Below are 26,566 nucleotides of genomic sequence, written 5' to 3' on the forward strand. Positions count from 1 at the left end.
GCGGCTCGTGACCGCGTCGCCGAGAGTGGATGATCGCCGCGGCATCGCGGTCCCAAGGAGGAGCCATGAGTCTGATCCAAACCGGCAGCGAGGCAGGAGTTCTCCTGCGGGAGCGTTACGGAGCATCGGGGGTGCACCTGCCGCTTCGTGTTGATGCCGCCGGGGTCGTGCCGCTGCTGCTCGCTCACCGGTCCGTGCGGGTGTTCGATCCCGCCCCCGTTCCCGACGAGGTTGTGGATACGCTGATCAGCGCTGCCCAGTCGGCATCGACCTCGTCGAACCTTCAGTCGTGGAGTGTGGTCGTGGTTCGCGAGGGGAACCGCAGGAATGCGGTGGCGACCCTCGCCGGTGATCAGCAGTTCATCAGGGAGGCGCCGCTGTTCTTGGTCTTCGTCGCCGACTGGGCGCGGGGCGTCGCGATCGCGCGTCGCCACGGCGAGGCGGCCGAGGGCATCGACTTCCTCGACAGCACGCTGGTCGCGACGATCGACGCCGCGATCGCCGCGCAGAACGCCGTCGTCGCTGCGGAAGCTCTCGGGTACGGCGCTGTCTTCGTCGGCGCCGTACGGAACCACCCGGAAGAACTCTCGGCCACGCTGGGACTGCCCGATGCCGCCTTCCCTGTCGTCGGTGTCGCGATCGGCAGCCCGAGTGCAGCCGACCGTTCCCAGGTGAAGCCGCGGCTGCCGCAGTCAGTCGTCCGCCATGACGAACGCTACCGCGCAGCCGACGACGACGATATCGAAGGCTACGACAGGACGCTGCGAGCCTTCAACGAGTCACAGGGGCGAGCCGGCGGGTGGTTGGAGTCAGTGGTCTCCCGCGTCCGCAGCCGGACCGCGCTGCACGGACGCGAACGCCTGCGGACCGCGCTCGAAGAGCGCGGACTGCCGTCGTTCTGACCGGCAACGGAGCGCGAAGCGCGGTGCCGGGAGTTGGGATGCCAAGCATTCTGCATCGCCGAGTGACCGCTCGTGACGGACTGTTGCACCGCGTCGTCGACCCGCGAGCACAGGGTCTTTAGCGTCGTGACATGAGCGCACAGCGAACCACAGGCTGGTGTCCGAACAGGACGCATCCGCCCGCACGATCGCAGGTGCTGCATGATCGAGGGCCGTCGCCGCACGCTCGCATCGTGCTCGCGGGCGACACGGGTGAGGCGCTGATGCACCACGAGCGCACTTGACGCCTACTCGAGGACCACGCCCGCGCCGGATGTTGCGCCGCGAGCCCAGGTCACGGACGAATCAGGAGCACGACATGTCATGGACACACAGCTTCGCCATCGGAGACGCAGGCAACGGCGTTCCGATCCGGCTGAGCGAGGCGCGGGACACCTTCATCGACGCGCAGCGTGCACTGGAGGCCGCACGGAACGACCTGCTGCAGGCGCACGCGGAGACGAACCGCTTGTGGAACTCGGGCCGTTAGCTGTACGCGGCGGCTCGCCGCGAGCGCGTTCGTACGACCTCCAGAGGTCGGGTCGGTCAGTGATGTCCACGCCGTTGTGGCGCGGGCGCCCCGCGGCGGATCGGTGCCAGCGCGGAGGTTGGTGACGTCGAGGTCACGGTTCACGAAACCCGCGATGCCGCGTGCTCGTGCGTCGAGGCCGCGGTCGCGCGTCCCCACGCGTCACTTCTCCTCGCTCGGGCTGTGGAGTCGGCTGCGCGATCGGCGCCCCTGAGCGCACCCATGCCCGCAGGGGTATCGTCAGCGGACGGAATGCCCGCTGCGGGAGGGACTTTCGTTCGTCGCCCGTATGCGGATCCCTCTGCGTGCGTCATCGACTGTTCTCTTTGCGGGGTTGTTTAGGGCGGCGGGAGTCGGACGGCGGCCTGGATGCCGAGGTCGCAGGCCCGATTGCCGATCTCGCTGCGTGGCGGCGTGTGGAGGCACGGGACCAATGGTCACTCGCGTCGATGGCAGAGGCTGTGGCCGACCGAGGGACCTAGCACTCGTCCACGACGCTGGCAACCCCACCTTGATTTCATGCTCGCTCACGGCTGGCGCGCATACGATTGCGCGACCGCGCGACGAAGGGAGACGAGAATGACCGACATCCAGGGAAACTCCGAAGCCACCCAGGCGGCGCGAGACGCCGCCGAGCGAGTGCGCACATCGGCCGCCGACGGCGCAGAATCGTTCGGCGCCACGGCGGAGCAGATCGCTGACGAGGTCTCGGCCGGCGCGGAAGCCGCGAAGAGCGATGTCACAGGAACCGTGAGCGACATCGCAGACAAGGTAAGCGAGAAGGTCGGCGACGTCGTCGATGGAGCCAAAAGCGCTGCATCCGAAGCGAGGGCCGCTGCCGGAAAGGCCGCGGATGCCGCCGTCGATGCCGCGAAGGCCGCAACCACGAGTATCAAGAATGTCGCCGACGACGTCGATTTCGACGGCCTAGTCGCCCACACCAAGACGGTCGCGGGGGAATGGACTGACAAGCTGAAGCAGACCTATCGCGAGCGGCCCGGCGTCGTGATCGCCGTAGCCGCGGGGGCTGTGTTTGTGCTGGGCGCGATCGCGCGCTCGATCAGTCGTCGCTGACACTGACGCTTGCCTGTATCCAAGCCCCGGAGGCGTGGAGGCAGTGCATTGAGCGCATCACGCCCGCTCAGCAATGACTGTGAGTGCTCGAGACCCATCCCGAACTGGGGCCGCGATGGCTCAGCGCCATTCGAACGTGCCACCGAGAAGAAGACCAACACCGAGGTACACGGCGAGGAATAGCAATGAGATTGCTGCACCCCACCCGAGCCACCGGTAGTCGTCCCAGGATCTCGGTCTGACCTGCGCCCACCGTTCACGGCGCTGGCGCTTCCGGCGGCCCGCAGCGCGAGAGTCATCGCCGCGACGGAGGCTCATTCGACAAGTATGCGATAGCGGCCGGCCGCAAGTCGGTAGGTCAGCGCGCATCGGCCGTGTACCGCCGGCGCGTCTGGCTCGACTGAGACGCGCTTCACGCGGAACACGAGGGGCTGGCTAGACGAGAGCCGGGATCCAAGCAACGTGCAGGTACGACAATCCAGCGATGGTTATCAGGGCTACGGATCCGACGATGACGATCCGCCGCCTCGCCCGGGGCAGGCGGGCCGCGGCGACGGTGAGCCCGACAGCCACGAGAAATAGGACGATCGTCGGCGCAATCGCTGCTTGAATACGATCGCTCGTGAAGCAGTTGCGGGGTGCAGGCAGGATCAGGGCGCATACTTCAGGGCCGAGCGGAACGGCAAACAACCACACGACGCCAGCGCCCAGCAGGGCGACGACTCCTATGAGTAGCAGAGGAGACAACGTTCGGTGTTGCGTGCCAGGGGTTGCAGAAAGACCCACGTCATCTCGATCGTTCACCGCACCCGCCAACCACGTCGTCATCACTCCACTAGAGGTGTCCGTCTCCAACCAATCGTCTCAGTATGTCCGTCGCTCGGAGACGGGTCCCTCAGTGCGACAGCTCGAGTTGTACAACCGGATCGTTCTACGCTCCGGCGTCGCTGCTGGTTGCGGTTGTCGAGTGGACCGGCACCGGTTGCCATCTTCGTTGGCAATCCGCGCGGCGCTTTGGCTCCCCCCAGTCGTTCACTGGATGATGAGCGAGTGACAACCAGCTCCACCGGCAAGCGCCGCAGACAACTTGGTGCGGTAGCAGTCTGTATGGCTGTCCTTCTCGTGGCGGCCGCGTGCACGGACTCAGACTTCAGCCTGTCCGAAGAGGACGCGTACGGGACTTGGAGTGCTGGCAGCGGGTTGCCCACAACCCTCGAACTTGCTGAGGACGGGACCTTCCAGGCGACCGCATGGCCGATCGATGTCGGCTGCAGTGGGCATCCTCCACGGGCGGCGAGCGATCTTCTCGAGTCGGAGACCATCGACTTCACTGGCACTTGGGAGAAGGGAGATGATGCCTCTCAGAACCGAATCAGCCTGATGCCAGAGTCTGAGGCGTGCGGCACGCCTCGGATCAGCGCTGACTTCCGCAGTGAGGACGGTGTCCTGTACACCTGCACCCTCTTGGGCGCGCCTGTCGATCTAGCGAGAGCCGAGAACTGGTTCATTCTCTACCTGGGCGAGCCCGAGGCAGCCCCGGACTCAAGTCGCTGCTTCAACTACAACTAGGGCGCGTTGACAACGAATGGGCGGCGCGCTGAGGGTCTGAGACGGTAGGTAGTTTCGGCCGTCTCGTCAAGGGGTCGCCGAGCGGGCGCCGGTGCTGATGCGGTCTAGGAAGGCGGGCATCCGGTAGGGCTCGTGGCGGTGGCCGGGTCACACAAGGTCTCCGTCCATTGAGGATCGCCACCGTAAGAATCGAACGCATTCGTCGTGTAGACGGCGACCTCGGCGCCGGTCCCTGCGAACGCGAAAGAAACGATCGGATCGCCTTCAGCGGTGGGGAAGCTCCAGGCGAGTTCCGCGGGCTCACCGGAAGAGACCGCCGCCGACAAACACTCCACCGCATCGGTCGGAACAGTCTCTCCCTGATCTAGGACGAACGCTCCGCAACTCTCCTCGGCATCACTGGTGCGAACGACATCCGGGGCGTCTGACAGCGCCTGCGCTGCCTTGACCGGATCGCCATCCGGCGCACGCGGAGTCGGGTAGGAATGAGCGCACGCCGACAGCAGCAAAGCGCCTCCAACCAGGGCGACCATGCCACTCGTCTTCCAAGCGCGGCGCGCTCCACGAACGTGACGCATGGGAACAAGGTACTGGCTACCCTGTGCTCGTTTCACGGTCCTTGAGCGCACGTACATCCGTTCCCGTATGTGCAGCGTTCGATCCCTACAGTTGACGTGTGCCAGCTGATGATCGCGACCAAGTGGCGAAGCGCAAGATTCGGAAGTTTCTGAATCGCTCGGCCGACGGTCTGGGGCAACCAATCATCGATCTGCGCGACGTCGAGACCGGACAGATGACGATGCAATTGGTGTGGGCGACAGACGATCAGGGCCGGCCGACCCACATTATAGATCTCGAGCAGCCGACGCTCGACCGAGAAACGCTAAACAGCGTGATCGTTGACTGTCGCGTCTTCTTCCTTGCGCAGGAGGATTGCTTCCTGCCCGGTGTGGTGTCGGCGCTCCGATCACTACTCACACCCGAGCAGTCACGCGATCGACGGCCACTTGTTCAGCACGTCGCCCAGATCGTGAATAGCCGAGGCCTCACCATGCCCGAGGGTCGAGCCCCCATGTACTCGGGCCGTCTGGAGTCGGACAACGGGCTCGGCCCGTATCGACTCCTTGGGACCGACCAAGTCACCATGGACTACATCTACGGCGTGGCGCTCCACGAGGACGACGAACGTCGCGCGCGTCTCGAAAACGTGGACGAGGAATCGATCCCCCTCGCCGTAATTCTGCAGCTCGACTCGCTTCTGCGCGTGATCCGCGATGTCCGCCGCCAGGTGGTCCACGACCTAGAGAGTGGCTACTTCGGACTCGACTAATAGCGAGCTCACCGTTCACGCTTGCGCAAGACGCCGCGCCACGACCGCCAATCGTGCGCGGGAGCCGGTCCTGCACCGCGCGACGCTCACTCTAGTCGGACGCCTTCGATTTTCGCCTGCTCGCGCTGCAGGTGTTGGGCTTCATCGCTCGTGGCCCAGAGCTCCAGAAGTTCATCGCCATCCTTCGTGGAGGCTGCAACGCCGGGGACTCCCCAATTCACGATGAGATGTTCGTGGTCGCCGGCCGAAGAGTCCCAAGACGAGAAGACCTCGCCGACGGCATAGACGGGAAGAGTCACGCCATCCGGGAAAGTGAGTGACGAACCAACGAGGTCGCATCCCGGCTCGCCGATCTCGGGCAGATCCTCGACTGCGATGGAACGCGGCGGGCATTGATCGAGATCTTCGAATCCCAGCGGGATGCTGACGCCGGCGCCGCCTCCACCGCAGCCCACCAGGGCGACGAGCGAACCCGCAGCGGCCAAGATCAGTCCAAGCCTGGGGATACGCGCCATAGTCGCAGACTAGTGACTCGCGTTGGCCGTCGTTCGATAGTGCGGCCGACCCTCGACGGAGGGTACGCAGGCCGGTCGTTCCACGAGCGCCACCCTCCTATCCGTGGTCGGTCGGTCGGGCGCTGCGTGGCGGCCTCGTATGCTCGCGGGCATGACTCCGACGTACTCCCGGCCCGCCATAGCAGACCGAGAATTCGTTGATGAGTTCGGTCGGCCGGTCGTGTACGGTCGCCGGCGCCACGAGGCGCCGGAGCACGGTCCACGCGACGGGGAGGCCAACGTCCTCAGCCATCAGGAAAGGTACGAGCCGATCTTCACCGTCGCCGAGGCGCTCATAGCTCACCTCGCCGCGACTTACGACGTGGTTGTTGGTGACGACCTTCGACAGTCATCCCGGTTCGACATCATGCGCGAGGCGCCCGACGCTTCATTCGCGCGAGTCGTCAGCATCCGCCCGGTCGCGCCCACCGAAGCACCGTTGGTCATCGGGTTTCATGATCAGCCGGGCTCCGTTCGTGTACTGGCCGGATGGTACTCGGAGTTCGACATGTGGTTCTGTGGCTGCGACGCGTGCGACGAGCCATGGGAGGACGTTGCCGACTCGTTGGAAGACGTAATCCTCCACGTCGCCGAACGAGGCACGACTGAGCGTCTCGACAGCCGTGCATGGGGCAGCGCCCACTACAGGTTGGATCCTTCCCGTCGGCGCATGTGGGGCGGATCCATTGCGAAACGCGCGATGCGGCCAGAGATACTAAAGGCGGCGAACAACTCGTCTCGTGAACTCGGAGACGGCCGGTGGCTGCCGTGGACTCCTCGAACAAGCGACGCCTCAGTAGGCTGAGCCCGATCGCGGTGTATGCCCGTCGGACGAGCTGCCGGTAACCGTCTCAAGGGCCTCCGGGCGTGATACTTGGTGGGTGACTCTCCGGCGCGACGATCCCGAGCGGGAGAATCGCTTGCGTCCGACGGCGGGGCGATTCTGGCGAGCGTTGTGGTTTCAGGCTCGCGAATGGATAGATCCGCGCGGATGGGTCGCGCTCGTCGGTACTGTCGTGCTTGTCATCCTCATCGTCCTAAAGAATCTCGGCGTCTACTGGTAACGAGCGCGTCCCCTGAGTAAGCGCGACTGCTCGGGTTTGATTGGGAGAGCAGACTTCGCCGAGACTTTCGCCCGATTGCCATTGCGGTCCACGTATGGCTTCAGCCGCCCGGTGCGGGTCCCTCCTCGGGCGCCGGACTTCAGCTTGGATCGGACCGCGCCTTGAGCGGGCCCGGTAGGTGTGCTCATCGGTTGTCTAGCCTGTACTCGTGATTCACCTCGTTGCACGTCGCATTCGTCCCGATCGCCGCGAGCTCGTCCGGACCTGGCTGCAGGAAGTCGACGGAGCCCGCCGCGCGGAAGCGCTCGAGTCGATCGCTGCCGAGGGCATCGATCACGAGACGGCACTACTGATCGATACGAGCGATGGGCCGATTCTCGTGTATGCGATGCAGACCGACGACCTACCGCAAGCTCAGGCCATCGCCGGCGAATCACCACGTTCCATCGACGCCGAGCACCGTGCCGTGATGCGGTCCGTAGACGACGGGCCGGTGACGAGCGAGACACTTCTCGACCTGCGTCGTCAGTGAACAGTAGCCAGGGCCCAGAGCCAGGGCCAGGCGCTGCGGGACTTGTCGATCGACTCCGCCGGCCCCGGCCGTCCGGAAGCCGGTCCCGCCGCGGGCGTCGGGTCACGCGAGGCGGATGAGGCCCGCTTCGGTCGGGACGAAGCCGCAGGCCTCGTAGAACGTACGCAGGTGTGGTTCGAAGTCGACGTGCAGCCAGTCGCACCCGGCCGCGAGGACCTCGGTGCGCAGCGCCTCGAGGAGAGCTCGTCCGATCCCTCGACGCTGGTGGGCGGGACCGACAGCAGTATCGAGGACGAAAGCGTGTGCGCCCCCGTCACCACAGGCGTGCACGAAGCCCGCGAGCCGTTCATCGTCGAAGGCGCCGACCCAGCTGACGCCGTACCGACGAAGTCGTGCCGCCCAGGGCAGGACTGTCGGCTCGGGAGCGCCGAATGCCCGCGCGTGAAAAGCGCTCAGCTCAACGTCATCGACCGCGAACCTCACTCTCACTTCGATCGCGCTGCTCATGAGCCCATCGTCGCAGAGTGGCTCGATCTACGTGGCCGCGATGGGGACCGACAAAGCCCGCAACCGGTCCACCAGCGTGCGCTGAGCGGGGGTGACTCGTTCGGGTGCGAGTTCACACCTGCCGGGCTTGCTCGCCCGGGTGCCGAGCAAACCGCAGTGTCTGCGCGCACACGCTAAGTTGAGCGCACGGATGTCTGGGCGGCTCCGTGAGACGAGGACGAGATGACGGATACTCCTCCCATGCCTCCGGCAGGCTGGTACGACGTGCCTGCAGGCGGCAAGCGGTTCTGGAACGGACGCGAGTGGTCCACTGACGTCATCGGTGCCCCCGACGCGCAGGCTGAATACGCGGCGCTCGACCCCTACATGCCAGCCCCGCCCACGGAAGTCATCCCGGCGGCGCCGCAAGCTCGCGCTCACTCCGCAGCCCAGCTTCAGCCCGCCGGCTGGTACCCCGGTCCCACAGGAGCACTGCAATGGTGGGATGGCCGGCAATGGGGGCCGTTCGCGCCGCCGACCGCCGCCATCTCGCGCCCGGTGAAAGAGGTCGGGATCGCGTACTTGTTCTTGTTTCTTCTCGGCGGATTCTCGGCACAGCGGTTCTACCTCGGGCTTGTCGGATCCGCGATCGTGTTCAACGTGCTGTGGTGGGGCGGCTGGATTCTCGCTGGTCTCGCGATCGGGATTCCCATGATGGTCGCTGCTGGCATTTGGTGGTTCGTAGACCTGTTCCTCTTGCCCTCACTCGTGCGCAACGCCAACGCCCGAGCGCTGGCACTCACGCCGATGACACCCCTCCCGCCGATTCGCCGACTCTGAAGACAGCGAGTCGCACTCCGCGACGCGCGAGCCCGAGCAAGGGCGTCCCGCCGTCGCGGGTGAACTGGCGTTCCCCCTGTGCCCGGACACCGGTCGCGCGCCGCGCCGTCCGCCGGTGCTCCCCGGTGTGCCACCCGCGACCGGTTCGACGCACGTTTACCCCGCCTGGTGATCTTGCACGCTCGGGGGCGATAAACGTCCGGGCAAAGGGTGGTGCGGTGTGCGGCGGCTGTTTCGATGACCCGCGTGATGGGCGGGAGACCGCCGACACAGCCGCCCGGCTGGGCTACGGCGCGCCGGCGGCATCCCATTCGCGTCGCAGGTATCGCGGCGCCTGCACACGCCACGCCTCCGTCACCAGCTCGGCGAGGTGCTCGTCATCGATCCCCGCCATGCGGAATACGACCTTCGGCTCACCCCAGGGCGTCGTGGCGCCCAGGAACACATCGGGCGCCATCTCTCGGAGGGCGAGCGCGTCGATAGGATCGGCGATCTTCACGCCCACCACGAGCTCCGCCGCGATGATCGCACGCGCGTCGGGCGGGGTACTCGGCCACGGATGGCACTCCCACGCGTAGAGCTTGCCGCGCACGAACCATGCGGCCCCGCCCGTGGTCGCCCGTTCCTCGCTGCCGGGGAGCCCGTTCGCGGTGCGGCGCAGATCGTCGAGGGTGGCCACGCACCTACCCTAGGCATCGCCTCGGACACGGCATGCCCTGCGCCACCGGCATCGTCCACCGGCATCGGCGATGGCGACGCCGACTCTCTGTCGGCAGATGCGCGCGCGAACTAGGGTGGTCGCGTGAAGCGGATCTGGCCGTATCTCGTGCCCGGCGTGTTGCTGACCGCGGTGGGGGCGGTCTGGACCCTGCAGGGCTTCGACGTGCTGGGCGGGTCCGTGATGAGCGGCTCGGCCTTGTGGGCGACGATCGGCCCGATCGTGCTGCTGGTCGGTCTGGGCCTCATCGGCGTCGCGATCGTCATCGCCCGGCGCCGCCGCGGAGCGAAATGATCGGCGACGGCGCACGCACCCGCTCAGGGTGTCACACCCGCTCGAGCACCATCGCCATTCCCTGACCGCCGCCGACGCACATGGTCTCGAGGCCGTAGCGGCCTCCGGTCGTCGCGAGGCCGTTGATCAGGGTCGACGTGATGCGCGCGCCGGTCATGCCGAAGGGATGGCCGACGGCGATCGCGCCCCCATGCACGTTCAGGCGCTCGGGGTCGATGCCCAGTTCGCGCGCCGACGGGATCACCTGCGCAGCGAACGCCTCGTTGATCTCGACGAGGTCCATGTCGTCGATCGAGAGACCGGCGAGCGCAAGGGCGCGGTGGGATGCCTCGACCGGGCCGAGTCCCATCACCTCGGGCGAGAGTCCCGAGACGCCGGTCGAGACGATGCGCGCGAGGGGCTCAAGGCCCAACTCCGACACGACCCGGTCCGACACGACCACGACCGCCGCCGCACCGTCGTTGAGCGGGCAGCAGTTTCCTGCGGTGACGGTGCCGTCGGGCCGGAACACGGGATCGAGCCCGGCGAGCGCCTCGACGGTGACGCCCGCCCGCGGGCCGTCGTCCGCGGCTACCACGGTGCCGTCGGCGAGCGTCACCGGCGTGATGTCACGCGCCCAGAAGCCCGAGGCGATCGCCGCCTCCGCCCGCTGCTGCGAGCGCGCGGCGAACTCGTCCTGCTCCTCGCGGGTCACGCCTCGCAGCTGTGCGACGTTCTCGGCCGTCTGCCCCATCGCGATGTAGGGGTCGGGCAGCGCACCGTCGGCGCGCGGGTCGGGCCACGGCTCGGCGCCGGCCGCCGACCTCGCGGCGGTGCGCTCGAGCGACGGCGCGAACGCCGGGTTGACGGCATCCGGAAGATCAGACGCCCCCGCGCCGTACCGCGACACCGACTCGACGCCGGCCGACACGAACACGTCGCCCTCGCCCGCTTTGATCGCGTGGAACGCCATGCGCGTCGTCTGCAGCGACGACGAGCAGTAGCGGTTGACGGTCGCGCCGGGGACGGCATCCCATCCGAGCAGCACCGCCACGATGCGTGCGAGATTGAAGCCCTGCTCACCGGCCGGCTGCCCGCAGCCGAGCAGCAGGTCGTCGATGCGCGCCGGATCCAGCCCGGGTACCTTCTCGAGCGCCGCGCCGACCATGCGCGCCGCGAGGTCGTCGGGTCGCACGTCGACGAGCGATCCCTTGCGCGCGCGCCCGATCGGCGAGCGCGCGGTGGCCACGATGTAGGCCTCGGTCATTGTTTCTCCTCGGACTTGGATGCCGTGGCATCCCGTTCTTGGGCCCGCGAGAGGGGTAGATTTCCGCACGCCGGGGCGTGCGGAAACATACCCTTTCGCGATGCCGCGGCTCAGACGAACGCGGCGATGCCGGTGATGGCGCGACCCACGATGAGGGAGTTCATGTCGTAGGTGCCCTCGAAGGTGTAGACCGCCTCGGCGTCGGCGAAGTAGCGGGCGATGCCGTAGCCGGCTGGGATGCCGAGCTGCTCCTGGCCGCCGAGCTGCACGCCGTTGCCGCCGCAGATCTCGCGGCACAGGGCGACGGTCTCGCGGACGCGGGCGCTGACGAACGCCTTGGCCATGGCGGAGTGGTGGTCCTTCTGCTCGCCGTCGTCTTGCAGCTGCGATACCCGCACGCACATGCCGATGCAGGCGGTGATGTTGGCGAGGGCGTCGGCGAGCTTCTGCTGCACGAGCTGGAACGAGGCGATCGGCTTGCCGAACTGCACGCGCGCCTTCGCATAGGCGACGGCGCACTCGTAGGCGCCGACGGCGACGCCGAGCGCCTGCCACGCCACCTGCGCACGCGTGATCCTCAGAACGGCTGCGAGGTCGCGGAAGCCGTCGATGCGCTGCAGCCGGTCGCGCTCGGGCACGGCGACGTCGGTCAGCACGATGTCGGCGTTCTCGACGGTGCGCAGCGACTGCTTGCGCTCGATCTTGGTCGCCTCGAAGCCCACCGAGGGCGTGCGCACCAGGAATCCCTTGACCTGGTCGTCGGCGACGTCGCGCGCCCAGATGACCACGACATCGGCGAACGCGGCGTTGCCGATCCACCGCTTCGCGCCGTTGAGTACCCACTCGTCGCTGCCGTCCGGGCCGACCCGCCGCTCGGCCGTCGTCTCGAGCCCCTTCGCCGTGTCGGAGCCGTGCCCTGGCTCGGTGAGCCCGAAGCACGCGATCTGCTCACCGCGGGCGAGCACCGGCAGCCACTCGGCGCGCTGCTCGTCGGAACCGCCGACGGCGATCGAGGTCATCGCCAGCCCGCTGTGCACACCGATGAAGGTCGCGGTCGACGGATCGGCGCGCGAGATCTCCATCGCCACCCAGCCGCGGAACACGTTGCTGTTCTCGAACGTGCGGGTCTCGGGGAAGGCGTTGCCGTACAGTCCGAGCTCCGCGATCCGGGGCACGAGGTGCCGGGGGCTCTCGGCGCGGTCCCAGTGGTCGTCGGCGAAGGGCCGCACCTCGGTCCCGAGGAACGCGCGGATCTCGCGCAGCGCTTGCTGCTCGACATCCGTGAGCAGCGTCTGGAACGCGTAGAAGTCGGCGTCGAGCACGTCGGCGAGGTCGCCCTCGGCGGATTCGTCGGCCTGCGGCTCGGTCAAGGTGAACGTCATCGTCTCTCCTTCGTCGGTACGGGTCGAGTATGCATCATTTCTCAGAACGTTGCACAACACTCTCAGAAACGTTGCAGTCCACGGCGGTCGGACGGGTAGAGTTCGGGGCATGACCCCGACCGCGCCGACGAGCTCTCCTGCAGGCACCGCGCCCGTCACGATCGCCCCCACGATTGCGCCTGTCGCGATTGCCCCAGTCACGATTGCGACAGTGGGGACGGATGCCGCGCCCTCGTGGCTGTCGGAACGCCTGGCGAGCGGTGCCCACCCCGACGCGCGGCGGGCGTTCGAGGCGGCGCGCGACACGCTCATCGCGGGACGCCGCATCGACATGACGGCTCTCGCCGCAGGCCTCGGCGTCGACCGCACCTCGCTGTTCCGCTGGGTCGGAAACCGCGACGCGCTGCTGAGCGAGGTGCTCTGGTCGCTCGCGATCCCGACGCTGGTGCAGGCCGAGCACGCCAACGCCGCGCGCAGCGGCGGCGACCGGATCGCCGGCATCCTCACGCACTTCGTCGACGACCTCATCACCGCCGAGTACTTCCGCTCTTTCCTGCGCCGCGAGCCCGCCCGCGCGCTGCGGCTCCTCACGACGAAGGAGAGTCCGATCCAGCGCCGCTACGTCGCGACGGCGGACTGGCTCGTGCGCCGCGATCTCGGCGACGCTCCGCTCGGCGGCGCGATCGCGCCCGCCGATCTCGCGTACATCCTGGTGCGCCTCTCGGAATCGTTCACCTACGCCGACCTCATCTCGGGCGACACCCCGAGTGCCGACCGCGCACGGGTCGCGTTCCGCCTGACCCTGCGGGTGGACGAGTGAGCGCGCCCGCCTACCCGGTGCGGGAGCCCTTCGCGACCCGCTGGAACGACAACGACCAGTACGGGCACCTCAACAACACCGTCTACTACGCCGCGATGGACACCGCGGTGAACGCCTTCATGATCCGCGAGGGCGGCCTCGAGCCCGTCGGCGGCGACGCGATCGCACTGTGTGCGGCGTCATCGTGCGAGTTCCACGCGGCCGCGGGCTTCCCCGAGCCGCTCGAGGTCGGCATCGGCATCGAACGCCTCGGCACGACGAGCGTCACCTGGGCGCTCGGCATCCTTCGCGCCGGTGAAGAGCAGCCGATCGCCACGGGGCGCTTCGTGCACGTCTTCGTGGATGCCGCGACCCGGCGCCCGACGCCGGTGCCGGCATCCATCCGCGCAGCGATCGAAGGCCGGCTGCTCATCGCGCGGCGTTGAGCGGGCGGAACGCACCACCCTCGACGCCGGGTGCGGGGCGTTTCGGCTCTGCGTTTCGACTCGCAAGCTCGCTCAACGACCACGTTCCTCGCTCGCTCAACGACCGGGCCAGGACTCTTCGGATGATCGTGCGCTAACAAACCGACCATCCGGTATGCTGTGCATCAGAGCTCCGAGGACGGGGCGGAGAGAGGGTCGACGATGACCGAGGTTCCCGGGCTGGATGTCGCGGGGCTGGCCGCGTGGTTGACCGAGACGCACCCCGAGCTCGTCGACGGGCCGATGGAGGCATCCGTCATCGCCGGCGGCCGGAGCAACCTCACGTACGCCGTCGACGGAACGCGGACGCCTCTCATCGTGCGCCGCCCGCCCCTCGGGCACGTCCTTTCGAGCGCGCACGACATGCGGCGCGAGCACCGGGTGATCTCCGCCCTCGCCGGCACCGCCGTGCCGGTGCCGCGCACCGTCGACGTCGTCGACGACACCGAGGCGGGCCGTGTCACCGGCACCGTGTTCTTCGTCATGGAGCGCTCCCCCGGGATCGTGCTCGCCCGCCCGTCGCAGAACTCCGCCTACACCGCGGCGGGTCTGCGCAGCCTCAGCATCGACCTGGTGCGGTGCCTCGCCGACCTGCACGCCGTCGCCCCCGCCGACGTGGGACTCGCCGATTTCGGCCGCCCCGACGGCTACCTGGCCCGGCAGCTGTCGACCTGGCGCCGTCAGCTCGAGGCGTCCCGCTCGCGCGACACCCCCGCGCTCGACGCCCTCCAGGATTCCCTGGCCGACGGGATGCCGCATTCCTCGCGCACCGGCATCGTCCACGGCGACTTCCGACTCGACAACGCGCTCGTCGTCGGCGACGCCGACGAGCCGCGCATCTCGGCGATCCTCGACTGGGAGATGGCGACGCTCGGCGACCCCTTCGTCGACCTCGGCATCTTCGCGCTCTACTGGGACATCGCCGACCTCCCGGGAGGATCCGCCGGAGCGGTTCCGAGCGCCGTCGACCTCGCCGCCGGCTACCCGACGTTCGACGAGCTCGTCGAGGTCTACGCGCAGCGCGCCGGGATCGGCATCCCGGATCTGCACTGGTACCGCGCCTTCGCGGCGTACAAGCTCGCCGTGATCCTCGAGGGGATCCACTACCGCTATCAGGCCGGCGACACCGTCGGCGAAGGCTTCGACCGGATGGGCGCGCTCGTCGAGCCGCTCGCACAGAAGGGACTGGAGGTGCGCTGATGGACTTCGCGCCCGACGAACGAACGCTCGAACTCACGGAGCGCGCACGCGCGTTCCTCGACGAGCACGTGCTGCCTGCCGAACCGGTGCTGGACGGGCAGCTGGCCGCCACCCCCGAGGACTGGACCGTGCGTCCGGTGGTGCGCGAACTCCAGGCCGCGGCCCGCGCACAGGGGCTGTGGAACCTCTTCCTTCCCGGCGGGCGGGACGGCGAGCACGGCGGCGAGAACGGCGGGGCGGGGCTGACCAACCTGCAGTACGCGCCCGTCGCCGAGGTCACCGGGTGGAGCCCGCGCCTGGCACCGGCCGCGTTCAACTGCGCCGCGCCCGACACCGGCAATATGGAGGTGCTGAACGACTTCGGCTCGCCGGCGCAGAAGGAGCGCTGGCTCGAGCCGCTGCTCGACGCCCGCATCCGCTCGGCGTTCTGCATGACCGAGCCCGAGGTCGCGTCGTCCGACGCGACGAACATCGGCACCCGGATCCGCCGCGACGGCGACCACTACATCGTCACCGGCCGCAAGTGGTGGTCGACCGGCGCGATGAACCCCGATGCGGCGATCTTCATCGTCATGGGGAAGTCGGATCCGGATGCCGCACGCCACCGTCAGCAGTCCATGATCCTGGTGCCGCGCGACACCGCGGGGGTGCGCATCGTGCGCCCGCTGAGCGTGTTCGGCTATGACGACCGCGACCACGGCGGTCACGCCGAGATCGCCTTCGAGGACGTGCGGGTCCCCGCGGAGAACCTCATCGCCGGCGAGGGCGACGGGTTCGCGATCGCTCAGGCCCGGCTCGGCCCCGGACGCATCCACCATTGCATGCGCGCGCTCGGCATGGGCGAGCGGGCCCTTGCGCTCATGATCGAGCGCGCATCGGCGCGGCACGCGTTCGGGCGCACGCTCGCCGAACAGGGCGTGGTGCGCGAGTGGATCGCCGAGGCCCGCATCCAGCTCGAGGCGCTGCGGCTGCTCGTGCTCAAGACCGCGTGGCTCATGGACACCGTGGGCAACAAGCACGCGATGACCGAGATCCAGGCGATCAAGATCGCGGTGCCTCGCGCGGTGCAGCAGATCATCGACCGCGCCATCCAGCTGCACGGCGGCGCGGGCGTCTCATCCGACACCCCGCTCGCCGAGCTCTATGCCGGCGTGCGGTCGCTGCGCATCGCCGACGGTCCCGACGAGGTGCACCTCGCCGGTCTCGGTCGCGCGCAATTGCGCGGCTGACACCCACCGATCACACGGCTCGAGCGTCGAAGGAGACGATCATGACCACCCACCGCCCCGACCCCGCCATCGACGGGCCCGGCTTCGCGACGCTGTCGGTCGCGAGCATCCTCGCCGAGTCCGCCGTCCGCCACGCGGATCGCACGGCGTTCCACTTCGCCGGCACGACGACGACCTACCGGGAACTCTGGGATCAGACCCGCGCGTACGCCGGCGCGCTGCGTGCGCGCGGCATCGGCCGGGGCGACCGCGTCGCGATGCTCGTGCCCAACGTGCCCGATTTCGCCCGCGTCTACTATGCCGCCCTGTCGCTCGGCGCGATCGTGGTGCCGGTGCATCTGCTCTTCAAGGCCGATGAGATCGCCTTCGTGCTGCGCGACTCCGGCGCCGACGTGCTGGTCGCCGCTGCGCCGCTGTTGGGCGAGGCCGTGCCCGCGGCCACGGCGGCTGGGGTGCCCCTGGTGACCGTGCTGCTGCCCGCCGACGCGGGTGTCGACCTGCCGCGCCTCGAAGCCGAGGCCGCGACGGCCACGCCGATCGTCCACCACGAGGCGGTCTCGCCGCTGGATGCCGCCACCATCCTGTACACGAGCGGCACCACCGGCACTCCCAAGGGCGCCGTCGGCTCGCACCTCTCCATCGTCGAGCAGGTGCACACCACGCTCATCGACGCCTTCGACCTGGGCCCCGACGACGTCGTGTTCGGCGGGCTGCCGCTCTTCCACACCTTCGGGCAGACCGCCGTGATGAACATCGCGCTGCGGGTCGGGGCATCCGTCATCCTCCTCCCCCGGTTCGACGCCGACGAGGCGCTCGCCCTCACCACCGCGCTCGGTGCGACGGCGTTCACCGCCGTGCCGACGATGTACGTCGGAATGCTCGAGGCCGCGCGGCGCTCGCCCGCCCGGCCGCCGCTGCGCTACGCCGTCTCGGGCGGCGCGGCCCTGCCGGTGGCGGTGCTCGAGGGCTTCCGCGACGCGTTCGGCGCCGACGTGCACGAGGGGTACGGGCTCACCGAGACCGCCCCGACGGTGTCGTCGAATCCGCTGCATCAGCCGATCCGGCCCGGAACCGTCGGCCGCGCCCTGTGGGGCGTCGATGTCGCGGTCGCCGACCCCGAGACCGACGACGCCGTCGTGCTGCTCGACGAGCCGGAGGCGCTCGGCGAGATCGTCGTGCGCGGCCACAACCTGTTCAAGGGCTACCTCGGACGAGAGGATGCCTCGGCCGCCGCCGTCGTCGACGGCTGGTTCCGCACCGGCGACCTCGGCACGTACACCGATGGAATCCTCACGATCGTGGACCGCAAGAAGGACATGATCGTGCGGTCCGGCTACAACGTCTACCCGACCGAGGTCGAGGCGGTGCTGGCCCGGCATCCGGGGGTCGCCCTGGCGGCGGTGTTCGGCGTCGCCGACGACGTGCGCGGGCAGGAGGTGCACGCCGCAGTAGTCCCGCACGACGGCGTCGACCTGGACCCGGCCGAGGTCGTGGCGTTCGTGCGCGACCGCATCGCCGCGTACAAGTACCCCCGCGTCGTCCACGTCGTGCCAGCGCTGCCGCTGGGCTCCAGCGGCAAGGTGCTGAAGCGCGAGCTGGTCGCCCAGTTCTCACCCGTGCGCTGACCATCGCCGCAGACAAGTCAGGCCCGGACCCCGCAGGGTCCGGGCCTGATGCCTGAGCGGGGGGTCTCAGGAGCCGGGCACGCCCTCGCCCGACAGCTCCACGGGGGACGGATCGACCGTGGTCACGGTTCCGCCGTCGACGGCGTAGGTCGGGCCGACGTAGTCCTGCACGCCTTGGTCGACGGTCGTGATGCCGGCGCCGAGGTAGGCCGCATGGCTGTCCTCGCCGAACGACAGCGGAAGGATGCCGTTGCCGGCGAGGTCGCCGGAGCTGACGGCGTCGATCAGCGACTGGCGCGTCGGGTTCTCGCCCGCCGCTTCCAGCGCCTCGGCGAACAGGTACGCGACGCTCATGCCGTAGACGGTGTTGCCGTCGAACGGCGCGCCGTCGTTGTACTCGTCGTTGATCTGGCGGAAGAGCGCCACCCACTCCGAGTCGCCGCCCGCGGCGGGCAGGTAGTTCGTGCCCACGAGGCCCTGCAGCAGCTTGGGTCCGACATCGGCACCGAGGTATTCGACGAGCGTCTCGTAGCTCGCGCCCGATGACGACGAGAACCACATCGGGAACCATCCCAGCTGCGCGGCGGTGCCGAGCGCCAGCGCCGTGAAGCCGTTGATGGTCGCGAGGATGTTGATCTCGCACCCGGCCGCCTTGAGCGCGCCGATCTGCGCCGCGACGTCCTGGTTGGAGACCGAGTACCGCTCGACCTGCGCCAGTCCGTCGGCGCCGAGGGCGAGTTCGGCGCCCTCGATCATCTCGTCGCCGAAGTCGTCGTCCTGCCCGAGCAGGCACACGACCTTGTCGGGATACTCGTCGGCCGCATACTGCGCGAGCGCGGCGCCCTCGACGACGTAATCGGCGTTGAACCCGAACGTGTAGGGGTACTTCTCGGGCTGGTTCCAGCTGGTCGAGCCCGACGCGACGAACAGGTCGGGCACCTCGTTCTGGTTCAGGTAGTCGAGCACCGCGGTGTGGGTCGGCGTGCCGAGGCCGTTCAGGATCGCGAACACCTCGTCCTCCTGCACGAGTTCGCGCACGACTGTCTGCGTGTTCGCCGGGTTGTAGCCGTCATCCTTGACGATGTACTCGATCTCGCGGCCGTGCACACCGCCGTTCTCGTTCAGATAGGCGAAGTAGGCCGTGGCGGCAGCCGAGATCGACGAGTATCCCGCCGCGGCGGGGCCGGTCAGGGGCGTGTGCGTGCCGATCGTCACGGTGTCGTCGGTGATGCCCGGGACGTCTTCGTCGGGGCTGCCGGTGGCGGCGGGCGTGCTGCAGCCGGCGAGTGCGACGAGGAGGGCGGATGCGCCGACCAGAGCCGAGACGCGGCGCACGGTGGAGTGCTGTGACATGGTCACCTCTTTCTGTGTGGTGTGGGTGGTGCGGAGGAGAGGACGGGTTCCGGATGCCCCGGCGCGGCGCCGTCCGCCGGGCTCGCGGCATCTTCGGCCGGGCCCGCGGCGTCTTCGGCCGGGGCCTCGGCCTCCCGGAATCGCGAAAGGGCAGGTTTCGGCACGCCGGGCGCACGGGAATCCACCCTTTCGCGATTCCGAGGGCTGGGGCGTGACCGGCGGAGGCTCGCGAGCCCGCCGGGCCACACGAGCATGACGACGATGAGGAGCAGGCCGAAGACCAGGATCGAGAGGTTGCCCGACAGCCGCTGCGCGACCTCGACCGGGAGAGGGAGTGCGGCGGTCGCCGCCCCCAGGGCCCACGGCAGCAGCACGATGAGGGCGGATCCGACCGCCGCGCCACCGATGCTGCCCAGACCACCGAGCACGACGGCCACGACGAGCAGCAGCGAGAACGCGAGCGTGTACGCGCCGGGACTCACCGACTGGGTGGCGAAGCAGAGCACGGCGCCGCCGGCACCGGCGGCGACCGAGCTCAGGGTGAACGCGGTGACCTTGACCCGGCCCGCCCGCACGCCGTTCAGGCGCGCAGCGGTCTCGTCGTCGCGGACGGCGCGCATGCGCAGGCCGAGCCGCCCACCGGTCAGTGCGGCGAGCCCCGTGACGACGACGCCCGCGACGAGGATCGCCACCCACGCCTGCCACTGCTCGACGGCGATGAGCCGCTCCAGCATCGGCGGCACGCCGTCGTAGGCGATCTGCAGGCCCTGATCACCGCGGAGCACGCCCGAGAAGACCGCGGCGATGGCGGGTACCGCGATGACGAGCGTCAGCGTCACCCCCGCGAGATACGGTCCGCGCAGGCGCGCGGCGGCAAGGCCCAGCAGCCAGCCGAGTGCGGCGGAGACCACCACCGCGGCGAGCATGCCGGCCAGGAATCGCGGGATTCCGGTGACCCCGGCATCCGTCATCGCATTCGCCGTGAGCGCATAGCCGTAGCCACCCGCGGCCATGAGGGCCGCCTGGCCGAGTGAGAGCTGCCCGCTCTGCCCGATGAGGAGGGTGAGGCCCGCGGTCGCGCAGAAGTAGGCCGCCACCGTGGCCAGCTGGAAGTTGCGGTACGGATCGAGCAGGAACGTGCCGCTGATGGCCAGCACGGTGAGGACGGCTCCGAAGACGAGGACGCGCGGGATGCCCCGCAGCGAGGGAAGCAGGCGGGTCATGCGCTCCTCGCCTCCCGCAGCGAGAAGATGCCGCCTGGTCGCACGAGCAGCACCCCGACGAGCAGCACGAGCACGCCGATCGGCGCGACGGTCGCACCCAGGTACCCGGTCACGAGGGTCATCGCCACCCCCACGACGAGCCCGCCGACGAGGGCCCCGACGGGGGAATCCAGCCCGCCGACGACGGCGACCGCGAAGGCATAGACGAACAGCATGTCGGTGGCGTGGGGGTTGAGTCCCAGCTCCGTCGGAACGAGCAGCATGGCGGCGAGCGCGGCGACCGCGGCCGACAGCATCCATCCGATCGTCACCATGCGGCCCACCCGCACGCCGAGCACGCGCGACACCTCGGGGGCGAACGCCGCGGCACGCAGCTGCAGTCCGAGCGACGTCCGCGTGAACAGCAGCGCCAGCGCCGTCATCACCACCAGCGCGACCGCCAGTACGAACAGGTCGTACGGCGACAGCAGCGGCACGCCGCCGATCATGATCGGGCTGTCGTCGAATGGGGCGCGCATCGGCCGGTACTGTGCGCCGAAGAGGATGCCGAGCAGCGACTGCAGCACCATCACCAGCCCGATCGCCACGATGACGCCTGAGAGCGGACTGCTGTGCGGGGCGAAGCGCATGAGTCCCCGCTCGACACCGAGGCCGAGCGCGGCTCCGGCGATCAACCCGGCGGCGAGTCCCGCCCAGTACGAGCCGGTCAGGCCGGTCACCGCGAACGCCGCATAGGTCGCGACGAGCGCCATCGCGCCCTGCGCGAAGTTCACGATGCGGGCGGCGCGCCAGATGAGCACCAGCGACAGGGCGAACAGCGCGAAGATCGCGCCGCGCGCGAAGCCGGTCGCAAGGAGGAAGAGCAGTCGGTCCATCAGAATCCCAGGTAGGCGTGTCGGAGGGTCTCGTCGGCGGCGAGGGTCGAGGCCGGGGCATCGGCCACGACCCGGCCGAGGTCGAGCACGACGCCGCGGTCGGCGATCGACAGGGCGCTGGTGACGTTCTGCTCGGCCAGCAGCACGGTCAGGCCGCGGCTCGCGGCGGCATCCCGGAGCGTCCCCATCAGCTGCGCGACAACGAGCGGCGCGAGCCCGAGCGACGGCTCGTCGAGGGCGAGCAGCACCGGGTCGGCGACGAGCGCGCGGCCGACGGCGAGCATCTGGCGCTCGCCTCCCGAGAGCTGGTGCCCGGCGCTCGTGCGGCGGCGGGCGAGCGGCTCGAACAGCTCGTAGACGCCGGCCACGGCACGCTCGCGGGCCGCGCCGCGGTGGCGCCAGAGGGCGCCGAGGCGGAGGTTCTCATCGACCGTGAGCTCGGCGACCACGCTCTGCCCGTCGGGCACGAGCGCGAGGCCGCGCCGCGCCCGCTGCTCGGTGCGGAGGGCTCCGAGGTCATCGCCGTCGAGCAGGAGGGTTCCGGATGCCGCGCCCACGAGTCCAGCGAGAGTGCGCAGGAGGGTCGTCTTGCCGGCGCCGTTCGCACCCAGCAGCGCCACGACCTCGCCCGGCGCGAGCGCGAACCGGACGCTGTGGAGCACCGGAGCGCCGCCGTAGCCGACGGTGAGGTCGCGGATCTCGAGCGCGCCGCGGTGCGCAACCGCCTGCGGCTGTGCGGCGGCGCTCATGCGCTGGCCTTCACGCCGAGGTACGCCTCTTCGACGCGCGGGTCGGTGCGCACCTGGTCCGGCGTGCCGCGGGCGATGACGCGGCCGAAGTCGAGCACCACGATGCGGTCGGCGACGCCCATGACGAAGTCGACGTGATGCTCGACCAGCAGCACCGCGCAGCCGGTCGCGGCGACGCGCGCGATGACCCCGCCGAGCGCGGCGATGTCGTCGGCGCCGAGTCCGCCGGCGGGCTCGTCGAGCAGCAGCAGCCGCGGCTCGGTGACGAGCGCGCGAGCGAGCGCGACGCGCTTGCGGTCGGGGTACGACAGCGCCGTCACCGGGCGGTCGGCGAGCGCCTCGAGGTCGAGCGCGTCGAGCTGCGCAGCGACCCGGGCATCGGCGTCGCGCCGGCCCGCGACCGGGAGCAGCACGTTCTCGCGCGCCGTGAGCCCCGCGAACAGGCCCAGCCCCTGCAGGGTGCGCGAGACGCCGCGCGCCGTCAGTCCCGCGGTGCGCCGGGGTGCCGGCATCCCGTCGATGTGGACGTGGCCCCTGCGCCGCACCAGTCCGCAGACGGCGTTGAACACCGTGGTCTTGCCGGCTCCGTTGGGCCCGATCAGAGCCACCACCTCGCCGGGGCGCACGTCGAACGACACCTCGTCCAGCGCGGTCAGGCCACCGAAGGCGACGCTCAGAGCGCTCACCTCGAGCCGCGCATCGGCGCGGTCTTCGGCCTCGGATATTGCGTTCATCGGCACCTCTTCGTGTCGGGTGCGCCCACTGTATCGCAGAAACCGACCGGGCGGTATGTTGTTGTTGCACGATCGTGACCAGGGACCCGGTGACCGCGCGGTCAGGAACAGGAGCGGTCGCGTGGAGACTCCCGGCAGCGGCATCCGTCACGGCCGCGTCAGGTGATTGCCGGGTCCTGGCCCGCGCGAACGGAGACCCAGGCCAACGAGAGGCGGGCTGCGCCCGTCAAGGATTCAGGAGACACGCCGCGCAGGCTGCCCGACCGGCGAGCTGCGACGGCAGATTTCCTGAATCCTCGACGAGGTCCGCCCCGGCAGACGGCTGCGCGGGGCGAGGCCGCCCGCTCGGAAAGGCTCGTGCGAGGTCACCTGCGGGGCCGGCACTCTCGGATGGGCTACTTGTGCGGGATCCCGGCGATCATGCCGCCGTCGACGACGAACTCGGCGCCGCTCGTGAACGACGACGCGTCGGAGGCGAGGAAGACGATGGTGCCCGCGAGGTCCGACGGCTCACCCGGTCGTCCGAGCGGGATGTCGAGATGGGCGGGATCGATGCGCGTCGTCATCTGCGTGTTGATGAAACCCGGATGCACCGAGTTGACCCGGATGCCGAACGCCCCGAGCTCGACCGCGAGCGACTGGGAGAGCCCGCGCACGCCGAACTTGGCGGCGGTGTAGCCGTGCAGGCCGGGGCTGCCGCGCATGCCCTCGACCGACGAGATGTTGATGATGGAGCCCTGGCCCTGCGCCTTCATGATCGGCACGACACTGCGGCAGCCGAAGAAGACGCCGGTCAGGTTCACGGCGATGACGGCGTTCCACTTCTCGGTGGTGAGGTGCTCGATGGGCGCGGCGTTCGCGATGCCGGCATTGTTGACCAGCACGTCGAGCGAGCCGAAGGCGTCGACGGATGCCGCCACCGCGGCATCCCATTCCTTCTCGTCCGTCACATCGAGGCGGACGAACAGCGCGCCCTCGCCGAGGTCCGCGGCGAGCGCGGCGCCGTCGTCATCGAGGATGTCCGCGATCACGACTCTCGCGCCGGCCGCGTGCAACGCGCGCACATACGCCTCGCCGATGCCGCGCGCCCCGCCGGTGACGAGCGCGACGCGGCCGTCGAGCCCGAACCCGCTCACGACGCCAGCTCGATCACGACACGGCCGACGGTCGATCCCGACGCGAGCGCCGTCAGCGCCTCGGGCGCGCGCTCGAACGGCACGGCGTGATCCACGACCGGGCGGATCGTCCCCGCATCGGCCAGGCGCGTCAGCTCCGTCCGCGCCACGTCGATGAGGTCGGGCCGCAGGCGGGGGTACATGCCCCAGTGCAGGCCCAGCACGGAGTAGTTCTTGACGAGCACGTGACCCGCCGGCAGCGTCTGGATCGTGCCGCCGGCGAAGCCGACGACGACGATGCGCCCCTCGAAAGCGATGCACTTGGTCGAGGCGTCGAAGGCCGCCCCGCCCACCGGGTCGAAGACGACGTCGGCGCCGTGGCCCCCGGTCGCGGCCTTGACGCCGGCGACGAGGTCGTCGACACCGCGCACCAGCACGACCTCGGCACCCGCCTTGCGCGCGACGGCGGCCTTGGCGTCCGACCCGACGACACCGATGACGCGTGCGCCGGCGGCGACGCCGAGCTGCACGGCCGCGAGTCCCACCCCGCCCGCGGCGGCGTGGACCAGCAGCCACTCACCAGGCTGCAGCGCCGCGCGGCGGTGGAGCCCGAACCACGCCGTCTGGTACGCGACCGTGAGACCGGCTGCCTCGCCGTCCGACAGCGCAGAAGGAGCCCGCCAGACATCGGATGCCGGCAGCACCGCGTACTCCGAGAGCACCCCGATCTTCGATCCGACGACGCGCTCACCCACTTCGAGTCCCGCGACCCCGTCGCCCACCGCGGCGACGACTCCCGCCAGCTCGATACCGGGACTGAACGGCAGCTCGGGCTTGACCTGGTACTCGCCCCGGCACAGCAGCACATCGGGGAAGTTGGCCGCGACGGCGGCGACCTTCACGAGCACCTCCCCCGCGGCGGGCGTGGGCACGGGGACGGTGTCGAGTGACAGGGCCTCGGCGGGCTCGCCCAGCTGCGTCACGCGCCACGCGCGCATGGCGTCGGGCAGGGCGCCCGCAGCGTCGGACCTCGGCGTCACCTCAGGGTGCGGCATCCGTTCTCCTCAGACTGGTCAGGAACAGGTCGGTCAGCTGCTCGGCCACGAGCGTCTTGTCTTCGGGCCCCTCGGGCGAGTACCAGTGGGACAGGTAGTGCACGTCGCTGAAGAAGTGGGCGACGAGCATCGCGAGCGGGATGTCGGTGCGGTAAAGCCCCTCGGCCTGCCCGCGCGAGATGAGCTCGGCGAACTCGTCGTGGTAGGCGCGGCGGCGGCGCGTCACCTCCTGCCGGCGTGGGGCCGACAGCATGTTGAGGCTGCGGAAGAACACCGCCCCCTCCTCCATCGAGTCGATCGAGGTCTCGAGCACGTCGATGCAGACGGCGCGCAGCACCTCGTCGACGGTGCCGCCCCGGCCGATGATGTCGTCCAGATGCGCCTTCTGCAGCGTCAGCAGCCGCTCGTAGATGCCGAAGAGCAGGTCGTCCTTCGACTCGAAGTAGTGGTACATCGCGCCCTTGGTGACGCCGGCGGCCTCGACGATCTGCTGCACGCTCGTGTTGGCGTAGCCCTGGCGGGCGAACAGCTCGACGGCGGCGCGGGTGACGTCGTCGGCGACGTGGGAATCCTTCATGCCTTCATCCTTCACCCGAACCGGTCGCGCATCCCGTCACGTGAGGGGACGGATGCCGGCTCCGCCGTCGATCGGCAGCGTCTGGCCGGTGATCCACGCGGCGTCGTCCGACAGCAGGAAGGCGACCGGACCCGCCACGTCGGCCGGCTCGCCGAGACGCGCCAGCGGATATGCGGCGGACGCCTCGGCCTCGTGGCCCTCGTAGAGTGCCCGGGCGAACGCCGTCTTGATGACGGCCGGCGCGACCGCGTTCACGCGGATGCCGGGCGCCAGCTCGTACGCGAGCTGCGCGGTGAGGTTGATGAGCGCGGCCTTCGAGATGCCGTAGAACGCGATGCCGGGACTCGCGCCGAGGCCGGCCACCGACGCGATGTTGACCACCGAGCGGGAGAGGCCGGCCGCGAGCGCGGCACGGGTCCAGTCGAGCGCCGAGACGACGTTGACCTCGAGGATCTTGCGCGCCGCCGCCGCGTCGACGTCGACGATCGGGCCGTAGACCGGGTTGATGCCGGTGTTGTTGACCAGGTGGTCGAGCCGGCCGTGGCGCTCGCCGATGTGCGCGAAGACGGCAGCACGGTGGTCGGCGTCGTCCGCGCGGCCCGCGACGGCGGTCGCAGCGTCGCCGAGCTCGGCGACGGCGGCGTCGAGGGAGTCCTGCTTGCGGCCGGTCAGGACGACCGATCCGCCCTCGTCGACGAGGCGTCGTGCGATCGCGAAGCCGATGCCGCGGCTCGAACCGGTGACGAGCGACACCGTGCCCTCGAAACGGCGGGCGTGGTCATGGGTCATGGCGCCTCCTTGCGACATTCCGCTTGTACATACAGCTCGACCGCAACATACCGGCTGGTCGGTTTCCCCACCGTAGCAGACGCGGGGTGCGTTTCGTCTCGCTTCGCTCGCTCAACGACCGGTGCGTCGGCAGGCTCACCTCGTCGTCTACCCCACCCGGTCGTTGAGCGAGCGAGGAACGAGCGAGACGAAACGCGGC

At 69.5% G+C, this 26,566-nt stretch carries 31 protein-coding genes; 15 read left to right on the forward strand and 16 right to left on the reverse strand.

Annotated features, from left to right (window positions below):
* Nucleotides 1-65 precede the first annotated feature (65 nt).
* The 4 genes from B1729_RS05240 to B1729_RS05255 all read left to right on the forward strand — a co-directional run bounded on the left by B1729_RS05240 (nt 66) and on the right by B1729_RS05255 (nt 2,544).
* The gene (locus B1729_RS05240) at nt 66-902 is read left to right on the forward strand and encodes an NADPH-dependent oxidoreductase (RefSeq protein WP_163631095.1); all 837 of its coding nucleotides are present in this window, start codon (nt 66-68) and stop codon (nt 900-902) included.
* A 131-nt stretch (nt 903-1,033) separates the two neighbouring features.
* Nucleotides 1,034-1,186: a hypothetical protein gene (locus B1729_RS05245; RefSeq protein ID WP_163631096.1), complete on the forward strand. Its 153-nt coding sequence runs from the start codon at nt 1,034-1,036 to the stop codon at nt 1,184-1,186.
* Nucleotides 1,187-1,260: 74 nt separating this feature from the next.
* Entirely contained in the window at nt 1,261-1,431 is a 171-nt protein-coding gene (locus B1729_RS05250) for a hypothetical protein (RefSeq protein WP_163631098.1), read from the forward strand.
* A gap of 618 nt (nt 1,432-2,049) precedes the next feature.
* A complete protein-coding gene (locus B1729_RS05255) occupies nt 2,050-2,544 on the forward strand; it encodes a hypothetical protein (RefSeq protein WP_163620850.1) in 495 nt (164 codons plus the stop codon).
* 435 nt (nt 2,545-2,979) lie between these two features.
* On the opposite strand, the gene B1729_RS05260 is transcribed toward B1729_RS05255, so the two are convergent.
* Nucleotides 2,980-3,372, reverse strand: a complete 393-nt coding sequence (locus B1729_RS05260) for a hypothetical protein (RefSeq protein ID WP_163631101.1) — start codon at nt 3,370-3,372, stop codon at nt 2,980-2,982.
* 279 nt (nt 3,373-3,651) lie between these two features.
* On the opposite strand from B1729_RS05260, the gene B1729_RS05265 reads away from it, so the two are divergent.
* Nucleotides 3,652-4,113 (forward strand): hypothetical protein, encoded by a 462-nt coding sequence (locus B1729_RS05265; RefSeq protein ID WP_163631103.1) that lies wholly within the window; start codon nt 3,652-3,654, stop codon nt 4,111-4,113.
* A gap of 104 nt (nt 4,114-4,217) precedes the next feature.
* On the opposite strand, the gene B1729_RS05270 is transcribed toward B1729_RS05265, so the two are convergent.
* Nucleotides 4,218-4,646, reverse strand: a complete 429-nt coding sequence (locus B1729_RS05270) for a hypothetical protein (RefSeq protein WP_163631105.1) — start codon at nt 4,644-4,646, stop codon at nt 4,218-4,220.
* 143 nt (nt 4,647-4,789) lie between these two features.
* Between B1729_RS05270 and B1729_RS05275 the strand changes: the two genes are divergently transcribed.
* Nucleotides 4,790-5,443: a hypothetical protein gene (locus B1729_RS05275; protein ID WP_163631107.1), complete on the forward strand. Its 654-nt coding sequence runs from the start codon at nt 4,790-4,792 to the stop codon at nt 5,441-5,443.
* Between the two features lie 86 nt (nt 5,444-5,529).
* Here the strand turns inward: B1729_RS05275 and B1729_RS05280 are convergent, their stop codons facing one another.
* A complete protein-coding gene (locus tag B1729_RS05280) occupies nt 5,530-5,958 on the reverse strand; it encodes a hypothetical protein (protein WP_163631109.1) in 429 nt (142 codons plus the stop codon).
* A gap of 151 nt (nt 5,959-6,109) precedes the next feature.
* Between B1729_RS05280 and B1729_RS05285 the strand changes: the two genes are divergently transcribed.
* Entirely contained in the window at nt 6,110-6,802 is a 693-nt protein-coding gene (locus B1729_RS05285) for a DUF6226 family protein (RefSeq protein WP_163631111.1), read from the forward strand.
* Between the two features lie 467 nt (nt 6,803-7,269).
* The gene (locus B1729_RS05290) at nt 7,270-7,593 is read left to right on the forward strand and encodes a DUF6176 family protein (protein ID WP_163631113.1); all 324 of its coding nucleotides are present in this window, start codon (nt 7,270-7,272) and stop codon (nt 7,591-7,593) included.
* 102 nt (nt 7,594-7,695) lie between these two features.
* Here B1729_RS05290 and B1729_RS05295 read toward each other — a convergent pair whose 3' ends face one another.
* Nucleotides 7,696-8,100, reverse strand: a complete 405-nt coding sequence (locus B1729_RS05295) for a GNAT family N-acetyltransferase (RefSeq protein WP_163631115.1) — start codon at nt 8,098-8,100, stop codon at nt 7,696-7,698.
* Nucleotides 8,101-8,340: 240 nt separating this feature from the next.
* On the opposite strand from B1729_RS05295, the gene B1729_RS05300 reads away from it, so the two are divergent.
* A complete protein-coding gene (locus tag B1729_RS05300) occupies nt 8,341-8,919 on the forward strand; it encodes a TM2 domain-containing protein (protein ID WP_163631117.1) in 579 nt (192 codons plus the stop codon).
* A gap of 286 nt (nt 8,920-9,205) precedes the next feature.
* Here the strand turns inward: B1729_RS05300 and B1729_RS05305 are convergent, their stop codons facing one another.
* Nucleotides 9,206-9,598 (reverse strand): MmcQ/YjbR family DNA-binding protein, encoded by a 393-nt coding sequence (locus tag B1729_RS05305; protein WP_163631119.1) that lies wholly within the window; start codon nt 9,596-9,598, stop codon nt 9,206-9,208.
* Nucleotides 9,599-9,721: 123 nt separating this feature from the next.
* On the opposite strand from B1729_RS05305, the gene B1729_RS05310 reads away from it, so the two are divergent.
* Nucleotides 9,722-9,931, forward strand: a complete 210-nt coding sequence (locus B1729_RS05310) for a hypothetical protein (protein ID WP_345770803.1) — start codon at nt 9,722-9,724, stop codon at nt 9,929-9,931.
* A 31-nt stretch (nt 9,932-9,962) separates the two neighbouring features.
* Here the strand turns inward: B1729_RS05310 and B1729_RS05315 are convergent, their stop codons facing one another.
* Together B1729_RS05315 and B1729_RS05320 are read right to left on the reverse strand one after the other, a co-directional pair.
* Nucleotides 9,963-11,177, reverse strand: a complete 1,215-nt coding sequence (locus B1729_RS05315; RefSeq protein ID WP_163620853.1) for an acetyl-CoA C-acetyltransferase — start codon at nt 11,175-11,177, stop codon at nt 9,963-9,965.
* Between the two features lie 110 nt (nt 11,178-11,287).
* Complete coding sequence (locus tag B1729_RS05320) at nt 11,288-12,559, reverse strand: acyl-CoA dehydrogenase family protein (RefSeq protein ID WP_204318862.1); 1,272 nt, start codon at nt 12,557-12,559, stop codon at nt 11,288-11,290.
* A gap of 109 nt (nt 12,560-12,668) precedes the next feature.
* On the opposite strand from B1729_RS05320, the gene B1729_RS05325 reads away from it, so the two are divergent.
* The 5 genes from B1729_RS05325 (at nt 12,669) to B1729_RS05345 (ending at nt 17,897) form a co-directional block, all read left to right on the forward strand.
* The gene (locus B1729_RS05325; RefSeq protein WP_163631121.1) at nt 12,669-13,379 is read left to right on the forward strand and encodes a QsdR family transcriptional regulator; all 711 of its coding nucleotides are present in this window, start codon (nt 12,669-12,671) and stop codon (nt 13,377-13,379) included.
* The gene (locus tag B1729_RS05330; protein ID WP_163620855.1) at nt 13,376-13,804 is read left to right on the forward strand and encodes a thioesterase family protein; all 429 of its coding nucleotides are present in this window, start codon (nt 13,376-13,378) and stop codon (nt 13,802-13,804) included. Before B1729_RS05325 ends, B1729_RS05330 begins: the two co-directional genes overlap by 4 nt.
* Before the next feature lie 201 nt (nt 13,805-14,005).
* Complete coding sequence (locus tag B1729_RS05335) at nt 14,006-15,043, forward strand: phosphotransferase family protein (RefSeq protein WP_163631123.1); 1,038 nt, start codon at nt 14,006-14,008, stop codon at nt 15,041-15,043.
* The gene (locus B1729_RS05340) at nt 15,043-16,272 is read left to right on the forward strand and encodes an acyl-CoA dehydrogenase family protein (protein ID WP_163620857.1); all 1,230 of its coding nucleotides are present in this window, start codon (nt 15,043-15,045) and stop codon (nt 16,270-16,272) included. The genes B1729_RS05335 and B1729_RS05340 overlap by 1 nt, the downstream gene beginning before the upstream one ends.
* Before the next feature lie 41 nt (nt 16,273-16,313).
* Nucleotides 16,314-17,897, forward strand: coding sequence for an AMP-binding protein (locus B1729_RS05345; RefSeq protein WP_163620858.1), 1,584 nt, complete (start codon nt 16,314-16,316; stop codon nt 17,895-17,897).
* A 66-nt stretch (nt 17,898-17,963) separates the two neighbouring features.
* On the opposite strand, the gene B1729_RS05350 is transcribed toward B1729_RS05345, so the two are convergent.
* The 9 genes from B1729_RS05350 to B1729_RS05390 form a co-directional block, all read right to left on the reverse strand.
* Complete coding sequence (locus B1729_RS05350; protein WP_163631125.1) at nt 17,964-19,250, reverse strand: ABC transporter substrate-binding protein; 1,287 nt, start codon at nt 19,248-19,250, stop codon at nt 17,964-17,966.
* Nucleotides 19,251-19,252: 2 nt separating this feature from the next.
* On the reverse strand, nt 19,253-20,473 hold the full coding sequence (locus B1729_RS05355) for a branched-chain amino acid ABC transporter permease (protein WP_163631127.1): 1,221 nt from the start codon (nt 20,471-20,473) through the stop codon (nt 19,253-19,255).
* Entirely contained in the window at nt 20,470-21,348 is an 879-nt protein-coding gene (locus tag B1729_RS05360; RefSeq protein ID WP_163631129.1) for a branched-chain amino acid ABC transporter permease, read from the reverse strand. Before B1729_RS05360 ends, B1729_RS05355 begins: the two co-directional genes overlap by 4 nt.
* A complete protein-coding gene (locus B1729_RS05365) occupies nt 21,348-22,097 on the reverse strand; it encodes an ABC transporter ATP-binding protein (protein WP_163631131.1) in 750 nt (249 codons plus the stop codon). Before B1729_RS05365 ends, B1729_RS05360 begins: the two co-directional genes overlap by 1 nt.
* The gene (locus B1729_RS05370; protein ID WP_163631133.1) at nt 22,094-22,831 is read right to left on the reverse strand and encodes an ABC transporter ATP-binding protein; all 738 of its coding nucleotides are present in this window, start codon (nt 22,829-22,831) and stop codon (nt 22,094-22,096) included. The genes B1729_RS05365 and B1729_RS05370 overlap by 4 nt, the downstream gene beginning before the upstream one ends.
* A 395-nt stretch (nt 22,832-23,226) precedes the next feature.
* Nucleotides 23,227-23,967: a glucose 1-dehydrogenase gene (locus B1729_RS05375; RefSeq protein WP_163631135.1), complete on the reverse strand. Its 741-nt coding sequence runs from the start codon at nt 23,965-23,967 to the stop codon at nt 23,227-23,229.
* Nucleotides 23,964-25,001, reverse strand: a complete 1,038-nt coding sequence (locus B1729_RS05380; protein WP_163631137.1) for an NADPH:quinone oxidoreductase family protein — start codon at nt 24,999-25,001, stop codon at nt 23,964-23,966. The genes B1729_RS05375 and B1729_RS05380 overlap by 4 nt, the downstream gene beginning before the upstream one ends.
* Entirely contained in the window at nt 24,988-25,578 is a 591-nt protein-coding gene (locus B1729_RS05385; RefSeq protein ID WP_163620692.1) for a TetR/AcrR family transcriptional regulator, read from the reverse strand. Before B1729_RS05385 ends, B1729_RS05380 begins: the two co-directional genes overlap by 14 nt.
* A gap of 36 nt (nt 25,579-25,614) precedes the next feature.
* Entirely contained in the window at nt 25,615-26,367 is a 753-nt protein-coding gene (locus B1729_RS05390) for an SDR family oxidoreductase (RefSeq protein ID WP_163620693.1), read from the reverse strand.
* Nucleotides 26,368-26,566 lie beyond the last annotated feature (199 nt).

Origin of the sequence: Microbacterium sp. B35-04 (genome assembly GCF_010634885.1) — a bacterium.
In the GTDB taxonomy this organism is placed as follows: domain Bacteria; phylum Actinomycetota; class Actinomycetes; order Actinomycetales; family Microbacteriaceae; genus Microbacterium.